Source organism: Planifilum fimeticola (genome assembly GCF_003001905.1).
GTDB classification, from domain to species: Bacteria; Bacillota; Bacilli; order Thermoactinomycetales; family DSM-44946; genus Planifilum; species Planifilum fimeticola.
Genome location: NZ_PVNE01000027.1, coordinates 1 through 18297, shown reverse-complemented (window position 1 = coordinate 18297; position 18297 = coordinate 1). Strand labels below are relative to the sequence as shown.

The 18297-nt window shown below is 49.5% G+C and carries 17 protein-coding genes and 1 pseudogene; 5 read left to right on the top strand and 13 right to left on the bottom strand.

Annotation, left to right across the window (positions count from 1 at the left end; all coding sequences use genetic code 11):
- Positions 1-479: 479 nt before the first annotated feature.
- Positions 480-911, bottom strand: a pseudogene (locus tag CLV97_RS18805) (HD domain-containing protein); the annotation flags it as partial.
- A gap of 51 nt (positions 912-962) precedes the next feature.
- Positions 963-1448: an enolase-like domain-containing protein gene (locus CLV97_RS14460; RefSeq protein ID WP_146130512.1), complete on the bottom strand. Its 486-nt coding sequence runs from the start codon at positions 1446-1448 to the stop codon at positions 963-965.
- A gap of 766 nt (positions 1449-2214) precedes the next feature.
- Here CLV97_RS14460 and CLV97_RS14455 point away from each other — a divergent pair.
- The 4 genes from CLV97_RS14455 (at position 2215) to CLV97_RS14440 (ending at position 6002) form a co-directional block, all read left to right on the top strand.
- Entirely contained in the window at positions 2215-3063 is an 849-nt protein-coding gene (locus tag CLV97_RS14455; RefSeq protein WP_106346238.1) for an ABC transporter ATP-binding protein, read from the top strand.
- Positions 3014-3925 carry an iron-hydroxamate ABC transporter substrate-binding protein gene (locus CLV97_RS14450; RefSeq protein WP_106346267.1) on the top strand — a complete coding sequence of 304 codons (912 nt, stop codon included), beginning with the start codon at positions 3014-3016 and terminating at the stop codon, positions 3923-3925. The genes CLV97_RS14455 and CLV97_RS14450 overlap by 50 nt, the downstream gene beginning before the upstream one ends.
- A gap of 62 nt (positions 3926-3987) precedes the next feature.
- Positions 3988-4986: a FecCD family ABC transporter permease gene (locus CLV97_RS14445; RefSeq protein WP_106346237.1), complete on the top strand. Its 999-nt coding sequence runs from the start codon at positions 3988-3990 to the stop codon at positions 4984-4986.
- Positions 4983-6002 (top strand): FecCD family ABC transporter permease, encoded by a 1020-nt coding sequence (locus tag CLV97_RS14440; RefSeq protein ID WP_106346236.1) that lies wholly within the window; start codon positions 4983-4985, stop codon positions 6000-6002. The genes CLV97_RS14445 and CLV97_RS14440 overlap by 4 nt, the downstream gene beginning before the upstream one ends.
- 685 nt (positions 6003-6687) lie before the next feature.
- Here CLV97_RS14440 and CLV97_RS14430 read toward each other — a convergent pair.
- Complete coding sequence (locus CLV97_RS14430; protein ID WP_106346234.1) at positions 6688-7833, bottom strand: dicarboxylate/amino acid:cation symporter; 1146 nt, start codon at positions 7831-7833, stop codon at positions 6688-6690.
- A gap of 246 nt (positions 7834-8079) precedes the next feature.
- Between CLV97_RS14430 and CLV97_RS14425 the strand changes: the two genes are divergently transcribed.
- Positions 8080-9411: a vWA domain-containing protein gene (locus tag CLV97_RS14425; protein WP_106346233.1), complete on the top strand. Its 1332-nt coding sequence runs from the start codon at positions 8080-8082 to the stop codon at positions 9409-9411.
- A 160-nt stretch (positions 9412-9571) separates the two neighbouring features.
- On the opposite strand, the gene CLV97_RS14420 is transcribed toward CLV97_RS14425, so the two are convergent.
- The 10 genes from CLV97_RS14420 to CLV97_RS18410 all read right to left on the bottom strand — a co-directional run bounded on the left by CLV97_RS14420 (position 9572) and on the right by CLV97_RS18410 (position 18258).
- Complete coding sequence (locus CLV97_RS14420; protein ID WP_146130511.1) at positions 9572-10501, bottom strand: hypothetical protein; 930 nt, start codon at positions 10499-10501, stop codon at positions 9572-9574.
- Positions 10471-10653: a hypothetical protein gene (locus tag CLV97_RS17915; protein WP_146130510.1), complete on the bottom strand. Its 183-nt coding sequence runs from the start codon at positions 10651-10653 to the stop codon at positions 10471-10473. The genes CLV97_RS14420 and CLV97_RS17915 overlap by 31 nt, the downstream gene beginning before the upstream one ends.
- Before the next feature lie 150 nt (positions 10654-10803).
- Positions 10804-11496, bottom strand: a complete 693-nt coding sequence (locus tag CLV97_RS14415; protein WP_146130509.1) for a hypothetical protein — start codon at positions 11494-11496, stop codon at positions 10804-10806.
- 190 nt (positions 11497-11686) lie between these two features.
- On the bottom strand, positions 11687-12472 hold the full coding sequence (locus tag CLV97_RS14410; protein ID WP_146130508.1) for a hypothetical protein: 786 nt from the start codon (positions 12470-12472) through the stop codon (positions 11687-11689).
- 107 nt (positions 12473-12579) lie between these two features.
- A complete protein-coding gene (locus CLV97_RS14405; protein ID WP_146130507.1) occupies positions 12580-13266 on the bottom strand; it encodes a hypothetical protein in 687 nt (228 codons plus the stop codon).
- 135 nt (positions 13267-13401) lie between these two features.
- Positions 13402-14205 carry a hypothetical protein gene (locus tag CLV97_RS14400; protein WP_106346228.1) on the bottom strand — a complete coding sequence of 268 codons (804 nt, stop codon included), beginning with the start codon at positions 14203-14205 and terminating at the stop codon, positions 13402-13404.
- A 79-nt stretch (positions 14206-14284) separates the two neighbouring features.
- Positions 14285-15076, bottom strand: a complete 792-nt coding sequence (locus CLV97_RS14395) for a hypothetical protein (protein ID WP_146130506.1) — start codon at positions 15074-15076, stop codon at positions 14285-14287.
- Between the two features lie 45 nt (positions 15077-15121).
- Positions 15122-15898, bottom strand: a complete 777-nt coding sequence (locus CLV97_RS14390) for a hypothetical protein (protein WP_146130505.1) — start codon at positions 15896-15898, stop codon at positions 15122-15124.
- Between the two features lie 45 nt (positions 15899-15943).
- A complete protein-coding gene (locus CLV97_RS14385; protein ID WP_146130504.1) occupies positions 15944-16948 on the bottom strand; it encodes a hypothetical protein in 1005 nt (334 codons plus the stop codon).
- Between the two features lie 26 nt (positions 16949-16974).
- Positions 16975-18258 (bottom strand): Tle-like phospholipase domain-containing protein, encoded by a 1284-nt coding sequence (locus tag CLV97_RS18410; RefSeq protein ID WP_106346224.1) that lies wholly within the window; start codon positions 18256-18258, stop codon positions 16975-16977.
- Positions 18259-18297: the final 39 nt, after the last annotated feature.

Genomic DNA, 18297 nt, shown 5'->3' with positions numbered 1-18297 from the left:
GGCACCCGCTCCGACACCGCCGAGGCCCGCACCGCACCGGGCGGGTCGGAGCGGTAAATCAGAGGATCCACCATCCGGGGCTTGCTGCGGAAATGAAGACCGGCAGCCTGTTCGGCTTCCTCCACCCGAATCCCCTCACGGAGGCGATCCAAGAGGGCGCTCACGTGCTCATCGCCGCCGGTACGCATCTTTTGGATCACCTGCCCGTCGTCCAAAAACCAATCGTCGAAGCGGAGCAAGCCAATATCCAGGCTGCGCCGGATTGCCTCGGCCAGCGTCAGCTGGGCATACGCGTTGAGGGGATCGAGGAAAAAGTCGATGACTTCCTCCACATACCGGTCCACAAACCACTCCGCCATCTCCAGCGAGGAAACACCGATTCCTTCCGGTCCGACCGACAGATCACCGAGGAAGCGCTCCACTTCGGAAAGGGAGAGACCGCCGTACCGCACCCGATCCCGCAAGGTGTAATCGATCCGGTCTGCCGACAGGTCGGGAAGGGGTTTCTCCAGCAGGGTCCAATTTCCGGAGAGAATCGATTCCGGATGGAAGCCGTGCTTTCGCAGGATGGCGTAAATCTCCGATTCCTGCCAAATCCGGCGGTGCCAGCGTTCATGCAGGTTCTCCTTCCCCTCCCCGTATACATAATCCACCACGTGGGAAAAGGCCGTATGGCCCACATCGTGCAACAGCCCCGCAATCTGCTCCTCCAGACTGCCGCCCAACCGGCGGATGAGCAGCATCACCCCCACCGAATGTTCGTACCGGGTCACGTTCCACTCCGGCTTGACCAGACAGCCTGCGCCCCCCTGATGAATCCGCTTCAAGCGCTGAACGGGAGCCGATCGGACCAGATCGGCCAAAACCCCTTCCACCTCGAAGCAGCCATACAGGCGATCGGCAATTTGCATTTCCTTTTCCCCTCCAACATCGCTTCGGCTGCACCCGTCAAGGAATCCGGCTCAGCGGTCAAAAAGTTGGATCACCTTTTCCATTTTCTCCGGGGAGTAATAACGTCTCATATTTTGGAGGTCTGCTTTCGTCAACGGGACAACCTCCAGCTCAATCCCGTTTTTTTCAACGAGGCGCTCCACCCTTTGGATCTCCTCCAAATCGTATCGACCGTCAAACCGCAGTTCGCACACGGGTCCGGACAGGTCAAAGGCGTATTTCAGGGCGAAAATCTCCTCAATGTCCCTTCCCGGAATCCGATGGGGCAACAGCTTTGCACTTCGAATCTCCTGCCAGGGATAGAACCGTTCATCCCCCTTAAACTCGTAATGAACTCCCCGTTCGGTGATCTCACAGGAGGGGGACGGATTGAGGATTTTGACTGCCAACAGAAATGAAGCGATCAATATCAGGGCGATTGCGACACACAGCAAGAAAAAGAAAGCGGGACGCCGATACAACAATTGGCCCAACCAATCGTTCAGCCGCGCGATCATGAATCCTTTCTCCTTTCCATCCATAGCATATCAAATTACTTCCTGCCCCTTTGAAGGAATTCCCCTCATCCGGCGTCCCGAACCGACCAACAAAAAGACCGCGTGGATTTTGGAGGGCAGGCCCCCACGCGGCCTTTTCGCCTCTTCGGGACGGAAAGGGATTCCGCCCCGCCCCTGCCGGAGAACGGCGCGGCCTATTCCGGCTGCACGACAAACTCCACCCGCCGGTTCTTCTGCCGGTAGGCACCGTGTCGTTGGGAACCAGCGGTTCCTTCTCTCCGTAGCCCTTCGCCGTAAGCATCGACGACAGCACGCCGAACCGGTCGACCTGCGCCTTCCTCACAGGCATCGTTTCCCTTGCCGTCCGTATGGAACGAATGGGATGACACAAAATATTTTCAATCGGATTTCCTTCCGGTTCGAATGGATTTCCCATTTTTCACCCTTTATATCCTGTCGTTCCAAGGACTGTTTTCCAAACCCAACCCATCATGATTGATTCCTCCGGAGAATTGCAAAAAGGAACGCGTCCGTTTCAGGGAACTCGCAGCCGTTTCGGGATTGAATTTCCACACCGCAGAACCTGTTTCAAAACTGTCACAACCGGCGGGTGAAAGCCCCGCAACCCGCACCGCACCGGGCTTTTTCCCTCTCAGAAATCGGTTGACAGGATCCCCTCCACTTGGTATAGTGATCTCGAAATTGAGAATCATTATCATATGTTTCCGACAAAAATCCCGGGTGCATGCGGAAGGTGGGGGCATAGATGCATCGCCTGTGCGCGAAGAATCTGCAAATCGGATACGGCGACCGCCTCATCGTGCAGGATCTGAACATCACGATTCCGGACCGTCAGATCACCACGATCATCGGACCCAACGGCTGCGGAAAGTCCACGCTCCTCAAAGCGATGACGCGCATCATCGCACCGCATTCCGGTTCCGTCCTGTTGGACGGAAAAGACATCGCGCGCCAAAGCACCAAAGAGGTCGCGCAGAAAATGGCGATTTTGCCGCAGACGCCGGAAGGGACCAGGGGGTTGACCGTCGCCGAGCTCGTCTCCTACGGCCGTTTCCCCTATCAGAAAGGGTTTGGAAGATTGACCAAGCGGGATTACGAAGTGATCGACTGGGCACTGGAAATGACCGGCACGGCCGAATTCAAACACCGCCCCGTCGATCGGCTGTCGGGGGGACAGCGCCAACGGGTGTGGATCGCGATGGCCTTGGCCCAGGAAACCGATATCATCTTTCTGGATGAACCCACCACCTATCTGGATCTCGCCCATCAGCTGGAAGTGTTGGAGCTGCTCCAGGAATTAAATCAGAAACAGGGGCGGACCATCATCATCGTGCTGCACGACCTGAATCAGGCCGCCCGCTTCGCGGACTACATCATCGCGATGAAGCAGGGGCGCATCGTCAAAGCCGGTTCTTGTGAAGAAGTGATCAACGCCGACGTGTTGCGCGAGGTTTTCCGAATCGATGCGGTGATCAGCCGAGACCCCCGCACCGGAAAACCCATCTGTCTCACCTACAACCTGATCAAAGGAGAAGCGGATCATGATGAAAAAGTTGCTCATTCCCTTTCTGCTGATTTGCTTGGTGTTCGCTAGCGCCTGCGGCGCTCCGTCGCAGGACTCGGAAAAGTCCGCGGAGGGCGGGGAAACGAGAACCTACCAGTCTGAAAAGGGAGCCGTCGAAGTGCCCGCCGAACCGAAACGGGTCGTCGCTCTCCATCCCTACGCCGGCCATGTCTTGTCCCTGGGCATCAAGCCCGTGGCCGTCGATCAGTGGACCAAGATGAATCCCCGCTGGGAGAAACAGCTGAAGGATGTTCCGGTGGTATCCGATGAAAACCTCGAAAAGATCATCGAGCTGAACCCGGACCTGATCATCGGGATCTCGAGCATGAAAAACCAAGACAAGCTGAATGAAATCGCCCCCACCGTCACCTACACCTACGGCAAACTGGACTATCTGGAGCAGTTCATCGAGATCGGGAAGCTCCTCAACAAGGAAGAGGAAGCGGTCAAATGGGTGGAAGACTTCAAGAAGCGGGCCAAGGAGACCGGTGAAAAGATCAAGGCGAAAATCGGAGAGGATGCCACCGTCTCGGTCATCGAAAGCTTCGAGAAACAAATCTATGTTTACGGGGAAAACTGGGGACGCGGCACCGAAGTCCTGTATCAGGCCATGGGGCTGAAGATGCCGGAAAAGGTAAAGGAGAAGGCGCTGAAACCGGGCTATTACGCCATCTCTCCGGAAATGCTTCCCGAGTTTGCGGGCGACTACCTGATCGTCAGCAAATTTGAAGACACGGACAACTCCTACATGGAGACCAAGACTTACAAGAACCTGCCGGCCGTGAAGAAGGGACGGGCCTTCGTGGCCGACGCCAAGGCGTTCCAGTTCAACGACCCGGACACGCTGGACTACCAGCTGGAATTCTTCAAAGAAAAATTCCTCGGACAATGATGCATCCCTCCGGATGCATCTTCCCCGTTTTTTAACCTGGCACAAGGGGAGCCTGAACCTTCATGAATCGACCTTTTCTATTCCCGATACAGATCGCGCTCTTTTTCCTGCTGTTCGCCTTCGCCTTTTTCGGCTCCATCGCCTTCGGCGCGGCGGACATCTCCCTGCGGGAGGTATGGCTGGCGCTCACGAGCTCTGAAGGCGGCGAGAAAATCAACATCCTGCGCGAGATCCGTTTCCCCCGGGAAGTGGCGGCCGCCCTGGTGGGAGCGGCCTTGGCCGTGTCGGGGGCCATCATTCAGGGCATCAGCCGCAACCCGCTGGGGGATCCGGGTCTGCTCGGACTCACCGCGGGAGCCAACGCCGCTCTGGCGACGGCCATGGCCTTTTTCTCCAGCCTCAACTTTTTCGGCATCATGATCGCCTGTTTTATCGGCGCCGGGATCGGTTCCCTCATCGTCTTCGGCATCGGAAAAATGCAGAGGGGGGGCCTTTCCCCCTTCCGCCTCGTCCTGGCGGGGGCGGCCGTATCCACCTTTTTTTATGCCGTCTCCGACGGGATTTCCCTCATCTTCAAGGTGTCGAAGAATGTGACGATGTGGACCGCAGGGGGATTGATCGGAACCACCTGGGATCATCTTCTGTGGGTTACGCCGGTGGTGCTGATCGGCATCCTGGGAGCCCTCCTCTTTTCGCGCCAGCTCACCATCCTCAGCCTCAGCGAGGAGGTGGCCATCGGTCTCGGACAGAGGATCGAGCAGATCAAGGCGATTCTCTTTCTCATCACCATCCTGCTGGCGGGCGCCGCCGTCTCCCTGGCGGGGAATCTGGTGTTCGTCGGCCTGTTGATCCCCCATATCGTGCGCGCCATTGTGGGACCAGATTACCGCTTCATCATCCCGTCCGCAGCCCTCGTCGGCGCCGCCTTCATGCTTTTGGCCGACACCCTCGCGCGGACGGTCAACGCCCCCTTCGAGACACCGATCATCGCCGTCGTCGCCGTGCTGGGGTTGCCCTTCTTTCTCATCATCGTTCGTAAAGGCGGTCGAGCGTTCTCATGATTCCGCTTTCGGTTCGTCGCAGGCAAAAATGGTTGATCATCGCGCTGTTTGCACTCATCCTCATCACCATCGTGGTCAGCCTGGGGCTCGGCTACGCTTCCCTTTCCTACGATCGCCTCATTCCCACGCTGATCGGGGAAGGCACCTTCAAGGAGGAATTCATCCTCTTTTCCCTCCGCCTTCCCCGCATCCTGATCACCCTGCTCACGGGCATGGCCCTGGCCTTGTCCGGGGCGATCCTGCAGGCCATCACCCAGAATGATCTGGCCGACCCCGGCATCATCGGCATCAACTCCGGGGCCGGCATGGCCATCGCCGTCTATTTTTTGTTCGCTCCCCTCGATGTGGGGAACTTCGCCTACCTCATCCCCTGTATCGCCTTTGTGGGGGCCATCCTGACGGCCGCGCTCATCTACGTCGCCGCCTACGACCGGCAAACCGGGCTGCAACCGATCCGCCTCGTCCTGATCGGGGTGGGCTTCTCCGCCGCCCTCTCGGGGGGCATGATCCTCCTCATGTCCTCGGCGGAGCAGCAAAAGGTGGATTTCGTCGCCAAATGGCTGGCCGGAACCGTTTGGGGAACCGATTGGCCCTTCATCCTGGCGGTCCTTCCCTGGCTGGTCCTCCTGATTCCCTTCGTCTGGTACAAGATGAACCAGATGAACCTGCTCGGCATGGATGAAGCCCTGGCCATCGGGCTGGGGGTGAGGACCCAGCGGGAACGCCTCCTGCTCCTTCTGGCCGCCGTCGCCCTGGCTGCCGCGGGCACATCGGTGACGGGAGGAATCGCCTTTGTCGGCCTGATGGCTCCCCACCTGGCCAAGGTCATGATCGGCCACCGGGCGCAACTCTACCTGCCGATCTGCATCCTGCTCGGCGGATGGCTCCTGCTTCTGGCGGACACCATCGGACGAAACGCCGTCGATCCCGACGGCGTCCCCGCCGGCGTCGTCGTCTCCCTGATCGGCGCTCCCTATTTTGTGTACCTGTTGATGAGGCAATCCCGGCTTGAGTAACTTCCCGTATATGGACCTGACCATGCGATGCGAAGAGGCGCCGCGATGCCTTTCAGGGAGACGGGGCTTCGGTCCCCTTCCCGAATCGGTAGGGATCCGTCTCCTCCAATTCCGCAGCAGCCCGTTTTTCTGCCGGGGCACCGGCTTCGAGATGCTCTTTGGAACAGGAGGACGCCTGTCACCAAAAAGCTGATCCAGTCCGTGGATGATTCCGGGGCGTCGATGGGAAAGCGAGTCCCGGCCTGGCCAAAGCGCCTGTGCTTTCCAGGGGAAAGCATGAAGAGGGGAGAGCGGACCGTCCCTTCCGCGCTGCCCGGGCTTTCGCTGAAGGAGATAGGGGTTGCTCGAGACATCCACCAGGGAGACTTGCGGCGTTTTAAAGGGAAGGAGACCTTTCCATCGCCAACCGGGTTGTTTACGCCTCCCGGCGGATGATTTGATGATAAATAAACCGCGTGGAGGGTCGATTCGTACGGCCGCATCCACGCGGTTTCGCTTTTTCACTCTTCTTCAGCTGACTGACAAACTTCCCACGCTGTTTTCCCGTTCCCAAGACTCCCTGCCATTTCATCACCTTGGCGGAATCCGCCAGCCTCCCTCAAAAGCCGGTCCGATGCTCCCGTCACCGGAAATCCTTAAACAAAAAACCCTCCTCTAAACAAGAGGAGGGAATGTCCACCGAAAATCACTTTTTGGAGGACATGTACTTGTCTAGCATCAAAGCGATCGCTCCGTCGCCGGTTACATTGGTGGCGGTTCCAAAACTGTCCTGCGCCATGTACAGAGCGATCATCAGACCGATGGCCTCCTTGTCGAAGCCGAGCATCGAACCCAGAATTCCCGTCGCCGCCATTACCGCTCCGCCCGGAACTCCCGGCGCGGCGACCATGATGACTCCGAGCATCAGGATGAAGGGCAGCATCTCCAGAAAGCCGGGGACGCTGTAGCCGCTCAGGACCGCCATCACGGCCACGGAACAGCTCGTGATCGTGATCGTGCTCCCCGAAAGATGAATGGTGGCACAAAGGGGAATGCTGAAGTTGGCGATTTCCTCCCTCACCTGGTTCGACTTTGCTTGCCTCAGCGTAACGGGAATGGTGGCCGCGCTGCTCATGGTCCCGATCGCCGTAAAGAAGGCCGGCAGCATGTTCTTGAGCAGGACAAAGGGATTTTTCCCATTGTAGAGACCCGCCGCGGTGTACAGGACCAGGAGCCACACCCAATGCAGCAACACAGCAACGATGAGAACGATTCCAAAAACCTTCAGGGTGTGGAAAACAGTCCCGGCTGCGGCCATTTCCGTGAAAATTCCCGCGATGTAGAAGGGAAGGATCGGGATAACCACCTTGGCGATGGTCAATTCGATGATGGCCGTCCCCTCATCGAAGGCCTTCATCAGGGTGTCGCTCTTGACCCTCGTCATTCCGATCCCAAACACAAAGGCGCAGATCAACGCCGTAAGGACGCCCATCAGGGGTTCGATCTCGAGCTCCAGGAAGCCCTTGATCCCTTCCCCTTCCTCCAGGACGGACCCCTTGGAAGCGACGTAGGGCATGATGAAGGAGGCCACAAAAAAGGCCAGGATCCCGGCCAGCAAAGTGGACGCATAGGCGGCGCCGACAGTGGCCCCCAACAGCTTCCCGGATTGCTTGCCCAGCTTGGAAATTCCAGATGCGATAAACAACAAAATGATGAACGGAACGATAAAGTTGATGAATCCGCCGAACAGATCCTTCACCGTGACCGCCAGTCGAACAATCCATTCGATCTGGGTCATGCCTAATAGTATGCCTGCGACGATTCCTGCAATCAACTTAAAGATCAACTTCAAGAGGAATCCCGCCTTCCTATTAAACTGCATCCTTTGTATAGTGCGTTTTGTCATACATTGTCCAACATTACACATCTTGATTCAAGTCAAATAGATAAAGTCGAAATTGTCGAATGGCGGTAATTAATGGGATTTGAACGCGCATCCGGTCTATTAACCGTATTGACCGCAAGGAATCGGCAGGTATAATCTTCGTTGACGATCTCTGGATTCATATGGAAATTTACAAAGAATGGAGGATACGTGATGAAGAAGGCGTACTCATGGATATTCATCCTTGTTCTCCTGCTGAGCGGCGGCTGTTCCCCATTCGCTTCGGGGGATAAAGAGGAGGTGAAACAGGCGGCCACCGATGTGGAGGGGATGCTCCGGGAGGGACCTGGAAAATACGGTGGAGATAAATACGATGAAGCAAAAGTGAAAGCGGAGCTGGAGCAATTCCCCGACAACCTGTCGGCGGACGAGGCGTATAACCGGCTGATTGCCCTGTTGGCGGAGGACTATAAACCGCTTGTCAAACAGCTGGATGAACTGAACCCCGAATTCCAACTGAGCAAAGCACCGGAAAAGAGAAACACAAAGGGGGACGCTCAGGCAGAGGATGAAGAAAAACCGCGCCGTCTCAACGTGGAGATTCTCCTGGATGCCAGCGGGAGCATGGCCGGCCGGGTAAGCGGCGGGGTGAAGATGGATCTGGCCAGGAAGGCGATCCGGAACTTTGTCTCCCAACTGCCGGAGGATGCCCGAGTGGCATTGCGAGTATACGGTCACAAAGGTAGCAACCAGCAAAAAGACAAAGCACTCTCTTGCAAGAGCACCGAGGTCGTTTATCCCCTGGGGGCTTATGACGAGTCGTCCTTCCAGGATTCCCTGAACCAGTTCCGTCCGACGGGCTGGACTCCCCTTGCCGCGGCGATGGAACAGGCGAAGAACGATCTAAAAGGCAACACGGGAGAGAATGTGGAGAACATCATCTACGTGGTGAGCGACGGAATTGAGACCTGCGGCGGAGATCCGGTCAAGGCGGCAAAGGAACTGCACAGGTCAAAGATTCAGGCAATCGTCAACATCATCGGTTTCGACGTGGATGACGCGGGACAGCGGGCGCTGAAAAAGGTGGCCGAAGCCGGCGGGGGAACTTATCAGACGGCCAGTTCCGGGACAGAGCTAAACCAGGCTTTTCAGAGCAATATCGATGAACTTCTTTCCGAGATACACAATGAGATCGATTGGGGACTTTGGAATACCCACAACAGGTTGGATTTCGGCCTATATAAAAAAAGCGTTATCGAAAAACTGGTGGAATTGACCATGCTATGGAACTCGGGATTCCCGGCTGCCGCATCTCGGGAAAACGACCGTTTGAAAGAGGCGATGGCGGAACTCAAGGAAATGGGCAAACTTCAGTCCGGTATCGCCGATTTGAATGGTGCTTTGGCAAAAAAGATTGATCACCGCTATCAAGCGATTAAAAAGTATTACACCGAAAGAAACGAGGAAATCTCGAAAAAGCTGGATGAGCTGGAGGAAAAAATCGATCGGGAAATCAGTGAAAAGCACCGGGAAGGAACAAAATAAGTCCGGGTCCTTCGAAAACCCCGGGACTATAACGAGAAACACCGGACACGGCATGATTCTACTAACTATAACCCGGGAGCCCAGCAAGCGGGCTCCCACTTTTTTGGCTGAAAAAGAACTGGATATTGGAATAGAACGGAATGATTGCCAACAAAGGTATTTACTTTATCTCGCTCGCAAAATCCTCCCTGGGATTTCGTGTGATCTCGAGCGCTTTTTGAAACACTTTTTCTTCCCGCTCCATATTCCCATTTATATAAACATCAATAACCTCCTTCATCATCTCCCGATCCTTCGGTTTCACCCTTTCCTCGTCGGGATGCATCCGGAGATGGTAGAACCACAACGCGATTGCCGGCAAAAACTTTTTCCTTTGAAGCAGGTACTGAATCACTTTTTTTCGATCTTCATAAGTCTTCATCTGAACGACATTTTGCATGGTAGCACATCTACTGAATTCGTAGTGATAATTACCCAATATTTTATGATCTTCTGGTGTCACAACCTGATCTTTCACATTCTGCTTTATATGTCGATCCGTTTTTTTTACCAGCTCCTTTAAGCGTAGATGATTATCAATCGTCTCTTTAGGAGCTTTAATGAAGCCTTCCAAGGCCTGTTGGATGTCCGGTGGCATCTCATGTTTCATCGTTCGCTCCACCCAGCGAAGAATCGATAAGGTTCGTCTCATGAAACCTAAATGCCGCTTTCTTGCGATACGAAATCCGAAGTCATAAAGAGCTATGCTTATGTTAATTAATTCAAAGTATATTCTTGTTGCAAATTCAACCTCTTCTAGGTTAATGGAGGGTACCGAACCGTCCTCTTTGATGGTAATATATCCGGTTATCGGTTGTCCTAAATGATAACTGGCACCGTAATAGGTATTTCCGTTTACCTCAATTCTGCAAGGGAAAATCTCATAACGCTCTCCTTGCCGTTTATACTGTTCAAGGGTTTTTGATACAACTTCGGGAGGTCTAAATCGCGCCACGATCATCACCCCTAATTTTCCAGTGTAGAGAACCCCGGGACAGCTACGACCCCGGGGGCGATATTTTAAGAAAACCAGCTTTTCACTGTATTCCATGCTTTTTTGCCTGCGTTGGCTGCTTTATTCACACCGCTTTTGACGAGCCTCACCGGAGCAGAAACCGCTCGGGCAAAAGTTTCGTTTTTGGTGAAATGTTGTCCGATGCTTCCAATGGCCCAACAAGCCAAACCCATTCCTCCGACTGCCAATGTGACGGGACCTCCTCCGATTAGAGCAGCAGCCCCTATCAGAGCTCCGCCCACTGCCGCTATACCCTTTAAAGTGTAGTCCGCTTGCGTTTCAAGGTCTTCCTCTACCGTTTTATTTTAGAGACAAAAGGGAGGAATTCACCCTCCCCTTTACTTGATCAAATTCTTTTTAATATCCTTTTTCGCTTTAATCTCCGAGACATCTGCGATCTCTATCAGGCCTGTTGAATACTCCGTATACTCTGTTCTCCTGGTGAAATCAACCTCTTTAACCCCGCTTTTCTTGATCGCGGGATCATAATAAAGCACATCAAGCTCAGCTCGTATATTGTTCTGATTCAGATACGACACCAAGCGATATACTTCCTCAATTTCCTGCTCCTGATTCTTCTCCGTCAAAGAAGTGGCCAAGGCAATTGTTATTATTTGTTGGTACTTTTGGGTCTCTTTACGAAGTTCTTGATAGCTGGGAATCGATTTAGCATATTGATCTTCTACCTCATCTTCCGCAATCACTGAAGTCTCCCAATTGATCAGGCTGTCAAACGTTTTCTCAATAATTGGCTTAAATTCTTTCTGTGCATCTCTTGAGAGGCGATTACTAAAATACGTATCTTCAAACTGTCCATCGTCCTTAAAAACCCAAAAGTCCCATCCTTTTTCGCTTTTCAGATGTCCCCTCATATCCCAGGAATCCGTCTGCCAAATGTAATGAAGATCATCCACATAAAACTCCTCGCCGTATCGTTCCTTCAGATACTGCTCCGCCTCCTGCTTCACCTGCTGCTTTTCATCTTCGGAGGGCTCTGACAGATTCTCCATTTCCTCCAGCAGCTTGTCCACAACACTTTTCTCCGGAGTCAACAGAGAACATCCGCTACTTAAAAGCAGACATATAATCAAGGTCCATGCAAATACTGTTCTCATATTCATCCCCCTATATAGAAAGGATCCATTCAGCAACCCTCCCAGTAAAAACAGTGGGATGGTTTTCAACAACCATCCCACCCCCTACAATGAAACCTCTATTCCTTTATTTGTTTACGAACCTGAAATGGTTTTCCAAATCTCTTTCCCTCTTTACCTGCGAAACATCATCAATCTCTATCTTGGCAGTCAAAAAGCCCTCATATTGTACCCGCCTTGTAAAATCAACTTTTTTAATCCCTTTTTCCTTGATAGAAGGATCATAGTAGAATATCTCTATTTCTGCTCTTATGTTGTTTTGATTCAAATACGACACCAAACGATATACTTTCTCAAATTCCTGTTCCTGATTTTTCTCTGTCAAAGAAGTGGCCAAGGCAATCCTTATTATTTGTCGATACTCCCGAGTTTCTTTACGAAGCTCCTGATAGCTGGGAATAGACTTGGCGTATTTGTTTTCTACTTCATCTTCAGCAACAACAGAAGTCTGCCAATTGATGAGACTATCAAGCGCTTCCTCAATAATTGGTTTAAATTCTTCTTCTGCATCCCTGGAAATGCGGTGGGTAAAATAGGCATCCTTAAATTGGCCCCTTTCCTTTGATACCCAGAAATCCCATCCTTCTTCGTTTTTCAAATGCCCCCTCATATCCCATGTATCTGTTTGCCAAATGTAATGGAGATTATCCACATAAAACTCCTCGCCGTATCGTTCCTTCAGATACTGCTCCGCCTCCTGCTTCACCTTCTGCTTTTCTTCTTCGGAGGGCTCTGATAGATTCTCCATTGCCTCAAGTATCTTGTCCACAACACTTTTCTCCGGAGTCAACAGAGAACATCCGGCACTTAAAAGCAGACATACAAAAAATATCCATGAAATTACTGCTCTCATAAATATCCCCTTATATAAATAGGGTACTTTTTTTAAAAGATCGATCCATTGCACTCAATGCAGTTCGAAAACGATTACACACCAAAAGGGGAGAAATTCATCCACCTTTACTTTATTAAATATCTTTGGATATCCTTTATTGTTTTTATCTTTGATACGTCTTTGATCTCAAGTGTAGCAGTCGAATAATCCTGATAATCCCCTAGTTTAGTAAAGTCTACCTCTCGAATCCCTTTCTCTTTGAGGGTAGGATCATAGTAGAATACAAGAAGTAGAGCTCGTATATTGTTCTGATTCAGATACGACACCAAGCGATATACTTTCTCAATTTCCTTCTCCTGTTTCTTCTCCGTCAAAGAAGTGGCCAAGGCAATTTTTATTATTTGTCGGTACTTTTGGGTCTCTTTACGAAGTTCTTGATAACTGGGAATCGATTTGGCATATTGACCTTCTACCTCATCTTCCGCAATCACTGAAGTCTCCCAATTGATCAGACTGTCAAACGTTTTCTCAATAATTGGCTTAAATTCTTTCTGTGCATCTCTTGAGAGGCGATTACTAAAATACGTATCTTCAAACTGACCATCGTCATTAAAAACCCAAAAGTCCCATCCATTCTTGTCATGTACCCTCATGGACCACCTATCCGTCTGCCAAGCGTAATGGAGATCATCCACATAAAACTCCTCGCCATATCGCTCCTTCAGATACTGCTCCGCTTCCTGCTTCACCTTTTGCTTTTCCTCTTCGGAGGGCTCTGATAGATTCTCCATTGCCTCAAGTATCTTGTCCACAACACTTTTCTCCGGAGTCAACAGAGAACATCCGGCACTTAAAAGCAGACATATAATCGAGATCCATGCAAATGCCGTTCTCCTTCTCATCCCCTTGACACCTTCAAATAGGGGAGGATTCCCTCCCCTTTTTATTTACTTAAGATACTTACCGATATCCTTTGCTGTTTTTACCTTGGAAACATCATTGATTTCCAGAAGGCCTGTCAAATACTCTTGATAATACCCTGATCTAGTAAAATCAACTTTTTTAATCCCTTTTTCCTTGATGGAAGGATCATAGTAGAATATCTCCATGTCTGCTCTAATGTTGTTTTGATTCAAATACGACACCAAACGGTATACTTCCTCAAATTCCTGTTCCTGATTTTTCTCTGTCAAAGAGGTGGCCAAGGCAATGGTAATTGTTTGTTTGTAACGCTTTGTCTTTTCACGAAGCTCTTGGTAGCTGGGAATGGATTTTGCATATTGATCCTCGATCTCTTCAGGTATACCCACCGAGGTATCCCAGTTGATAAGAGAGTCAAAGGCCTCCTCGATTTGAGGTTTGATCTCTTCCTCTGCATCCCTGGAAATGCGGTGGGTAAAATAGGCATCTTTGAATTGTCCATTGTACTTTGATACCCAAAAATCCCAACCTTTTTCGTTTGTTAAATGTCCTCTCATACTCCATCTATTAGTCTGCCAAATGTAATGGAGATCATCCACATAAAACTCCTCGCCATATCGCTCCTTCAGATACTGCTCCGCCTCCTGCTTTACCTTTTGCTTTTCCTCTTCGGAGGGCTCTGACATATTCTCCATTTCCTCAAGTATCTTGTCCACAACACTTTTCTCCGGAGTCAACAGAGAACATCCGCCACTTAAAAGCAAACATACAATCAAGGTCCATGCAAATGCCGTTCTCCTTCTCATCCCCCTATCATAGAAAAGATCCATTCAGCAACCCTCCCAGTAAAAACAGTGGGATGGTTTTCAACAACCATCCCCCACCCCCTACAATTGAACCTCTATTACTTTATTTGTTTACGAACCTGAAATGGTTTTCCAAATCTCTTTCCCTCTTTACCTGCGAAACATCATCAATCTCTATCTTGGCAGTCAAAAAGCCCTCATATTGCACCTGCCTTGTAAAATCAACTTTTTTAATCCCTTTTTCCTTGATGGAAGGATCATAGTAGAATATCTCTATTTCTGCTCTTATGTTGTTTTGATTCAAATACGACACCAAGCGGTATACTTCCTCAAATTCCTGTTCCTGATTCTTTTCTGTCAAAGAAGTGGCCAAGGCAATGGTAATTGTTTGATAGTATCTCTTAGTCTGTTCACGAAGCTCTTGGTAGCTGGGAATGGATTTTGCATATTGATCCTCGATCTCTTCAGGCACACCCACCGAGGTATCCCAGTTGATAAGAGAGTCAAAGGCTTCCTCGATTTGAGGCTTGATCTCTTCCTCTGCATCCCTGGAAATGCGATGGATAAAGTAGGCATCCTTAAATTGGCCCCTTGCCTTTGATACCCAGAAATCCCATCCTTCTTCGTTTTTCAAATGCCCCCTCATATCCCATGTATCTGTTTGCCAAATGTAATGGAGATTATCCACATAAAACTCCTCGCCGTATCGCTCCTTCAGATACTGCTCCGCTTCCTTCTTCACCTGCTGCTTTTCTTCTTCGGAGGGCTCTGACAGATTCTCCATTTCCTCAAGTATCTTGTCCACAACACTTCTTTCCGGGGGAAACAGAGAACATCCGGCACTTAAAAGCAGACATATAATCGAGATCCATGCAAATGCCGTTCTCCTTCTCATCCCCTTGACACCTTCAAATAGGGGAGGATCCCCTCCCCTTTTTATTTACTTAAGATACTTACCGATATCCTTTGCTGTTTTTACCTTGGAAACATCATTGATTTCCAGAAGGCCTGTCAAATACTCTTGATACTCCCCAGAATTGGTGAAATCTATTTTTTGGATACCTTTATCCTTGATAGCTGGATCATAGTATAATACATCAACTGCCGCTCGAACATTGTTCTGATTTAGATACGACACCAAGCGGTATACTTTCTCAAATTCCTGGTCCTGATTTTTTTCTGTCAAAGAAGTGGCCAAGGCAATTCTTATTATTTGTCGGTACTTTTGGGTCTCTTTACGAAGCTCCTGATAGCTGGGAATCGATTTGGCATATTGATCTTCTACCTCATCTTCCGCAACCACTGAAGTCTGCCAATTGATGAGACTATCAAGTGCTTCAGCAATAATTGGTTTAAATTCTTCCTCTGCATCCCTGGAAATGCGGTGAGTAAAATAGGCATCCTTAAATTGGCCCCTTGCCTTTGATACCCAGAAGTCCCATCCTTCTTCGTTTTTCAGATGTCCCCTCATGCTCCATCGATCTGTTGGCCAAATGTATTTGAGATTATCCACATAAAACTCCTCGCCATATCGCTCCTTCAGATACTGCTCCGCTTCCTTCTTCACCTGCTGCTTTTCTTCTTCGGAGGGCTCTGACATATTCTCCATTTCCTCAAGTATCTTGTCCACAACACTTTTCTCCGGAGTCAACAGAGAACATCCGCCACTTAAAAGACATACAATCAAGGTCCATGCAAATGCTGTTCTCCTTCTCATCCCCTTGACACCTTCAAATAGGGGAGGATTCCCTCCCCTTTTTATTTACTTAAGATACTTACCGATATCCTTTGCTGTTTTTACCTTGGAAACATCATTGATTTCCAGAAGGCCTGTCAAATACTCTTGATAATACCCTGATCTAGTAAAATCAACTTTTTTAATCCCTTTTTCCTTGATGGAAGGATCATAGTAGAATATCACCATATCTGCTCTAATGTTGTTTTGATTCAAATACGACACCAAACGGTATACTTCCTCAAATTCCTGTTCCTGATTTTTCTCTGTCAAAGAGGTGGCCAAGGCAATGGTAATTGTTTGTTTGTATCGCTTTGTCTTTTCACGAAGCTCTTGGTAGCTGGGAATGGATTTTGCATATTGATCTTTTATCTCATCAGCTACCCCCACCGAGGTATCCCAGTTGATAAGAGAGTCAAAGGCTTCCTCGATTTGAGGTTTGATCTCTTCCTCTGCATCCCTGGAAATGCGGTGGGTAAAATAGGCATCCTTAAATTGGCCCCTTGCCTTTGATACCCAGAAGTCCCATCCTTCTTCGTTTTTCAGATGTCCCCTCATGCTCCATCGATCTGTTTGCCAAATGTAATGGAGATTATCCACATAAAACTCCTCGCCGTATCGCTCCTTCAGATACTGCTCCGCTTCCTTCTTCACCTGCTGCTTTTCTTCTTCGGAGGGTTCTCCCAGATTTTGAAGCTCTTCAAATGGATTAGGTCTGTATTGTATCATCCATTCATCGAATATCCCGGTTATCAAAATAGATAATATTGAAATCACGACTACTTCCAACACGAACTTTCTTCCTTTTGGAGCTTCCAGTTTTCCTCTCTGTACTTTAAATCCAAAAATAGCTGCATCAACCAGCGCAACAGCATACAGCAGATAAACCGGAATTTCAGATACCGTATGGTTTAAAACGATTCCTACAAAGTCAAGACCAATAAACACAATTCCTTTCCAGCGATGCCCATTAACCAATTGTCCCAGACCTGGCAACAACAATGTTAGGAAAATCGCCAAAAACAGGCGCAAGACCATCACCCTTTCAACATCAAGGACTATCTTGCTATGTTTCCATCTCTTCCAAAATGTTCATCAAAGGAAACAGTGCCATGTTGATAACGTACTTCGTCAATTCCACCTCTACCAAGCAAAGTTGTGAACTTTTGTATTACATTTTGTTCTCTATCTTTTAGTGGACGCAGATAATCATTTCTCTCTCCCGGGGTGCTGTTCTTTCCGGTTAATACAACTTTACCGAAATGAACTCCGAAGTTTCCTACAGGATCTTCCTTATTTACATAATTGATTACCCTCTCATCATAGGCTCCCAGTGCGTTAATCGGATCTACAATAATATCCATATTTGGATTTGTCAACGTCTTAAAAGCCTTCCAAAAACCAAACGTACCACTCGCACCACTCACAGGATGCGGTTTTAGACCAGGTGCGTTAAATGTAACAGCAGGAAGTCCATACTTCATAGCCCCCCGTTGCCCATGAAATCCACCCTGTGAATGACCAGTCAAAATAATGCGCGAACCTTTTACACGATCGTTATTCATCACTCTTTCAATAAATTGATCAGCGCTATCAATTTGAGGACCTTTAAATTGTAACCAAATAGAGAGATTTTGCCCCCACCAATCAACGCCATTATACTCAAAATCTGATCCCCTGAAAGCAATAACTACCTCATTGGTGACCTTGTTTTTAACAGCTATGGCCTGAAAACCATTAGCTTTATCTTCACGATCAATTATTATGCCATTGGAATCTCCGTTTTTATCTACACCAAAAATATTACTCAGATCTTCATCACTTATTTTATGGATTTTCTCATAGGCTAGATCAGTTAATTGTTTCAACTGGTAATCTGTCACTTGATAATCATCCAATTTCGGAGTGCCGCGATCAAACACTTGGGAGGGATTACTGAGTGCCCAAGCAGTGAACTTTATTCTGTTCCACGCAGCGATTGCTTTCCCTTTCGTCCAATTCCACGCGCTGATGACTTTCCCCTTTGTCCAGTTCCAGGCGGCATATGCCTTGTTCAATGTCCAATTCCACGCGGCGACTATCTGATTGGCAACCCATTTCCCCAGAACGATTGCCTGATCGACCACCCATCCCCATACTGCTCTGAAGATATTATCACCGTATTGTTGAAGAAACCACCATATCAGACCACCGTGAGTAAGAGAAATAGGTCTCTTTTCTTCCTTTGATGCCTTTTCTAATTCTTCAAGGATTCTCTCCAACAGCCCTTTATTCTCTTCTTCTTCACTAGAAGCTATTTCAAAATTCGGTTTACACACCAAATAATGAATGCGATCAGGCAAAAAGCTCTATATATATGCAAATATCGGTCATACCGAACT

Excerpts from the sequence above, each read along its gene's own strand:
- CLV97_RS14460 (WP_146130512.1), bottom strand. The coding sequence starts at position 1,448 with ATGATCGCGCGGCTGAACGATTGGTTGGGCCAATTGTTGTATCGGCGT.
- CLV97_RS14455 (WP_106346238.1), top strand. The coding sequence starts at position 2,215 with ATGCATCGCCTGTGCGCGAAGAATCTGCAAATCGGATACGGCGACCGC.
- CLV97_RS14450 (WP_106346267.1), top strand. The coding sequence starts at position 3,014 with ATGAAAAAGTTGCTCATTCCCTTTCTGCTGATTTGCTTGGTGTTCGCT.
- CLV97_RS14445 (WP_106346237.1), top strand. The coding sequence starts at position 3,988 with ATGAATCGACCTTTTCTATTCCCGATACAGATCGCGCTCTTTTTCCTG.
- CLV97_RS14440 (WP_106346236.1), top strand. The coding sequence starts at position 4,983 with ATGATTCCGCTTTCGGTTCGTCGCAGGCAAAAATGGTTGATCATCGCG.
- CLV97_RS14425 (WP_106346233.1), top strand. The coding sequence starts at position 8,080 with ATGAAGAAGGCGTACTCATGGATATTCATCCTTGTTCTCCTGCTGAGC.
- CLV97_RS14420 (WP_146130511.1), bottom strand. The coding sequence starts at position 10,501 with ATGGAATACAGTGAAAAGCTGGTTTTCTTAAAATATCGCCCCCGGGGT.
- CLV97_RS14410 (WP_146130508.1), bottom strand. The coding sequence starts at position 12,472 with ATGAGAGCAGTAATTTCATGGATATTTTTTGTATGTCTGCTTTTAAGT.
- CLV97_RS14400 (WP_106346228.1), bottom strand. The coding sequence starts at position 14,205 with ATGGATCTTTTCTATGATAGGGGGATGAGAAGGAGAACGGCATTTGCA.
- CLV97_RS14395 (WP_146130506.1), bottom strand. The coding sequence starts at position 15,076 with ATGAGAAGGAGAACGGCATTTGCATGGATCTCGATTATATGTCTGCTT.
- CLV97_RS14390 (WP_146130505.1), bottom strand. The coding sequence starts at position 15,898 with ATGAGAAGGAGAACAGCATTTGCATGGACCTTGATTGTATGTCTTTTA.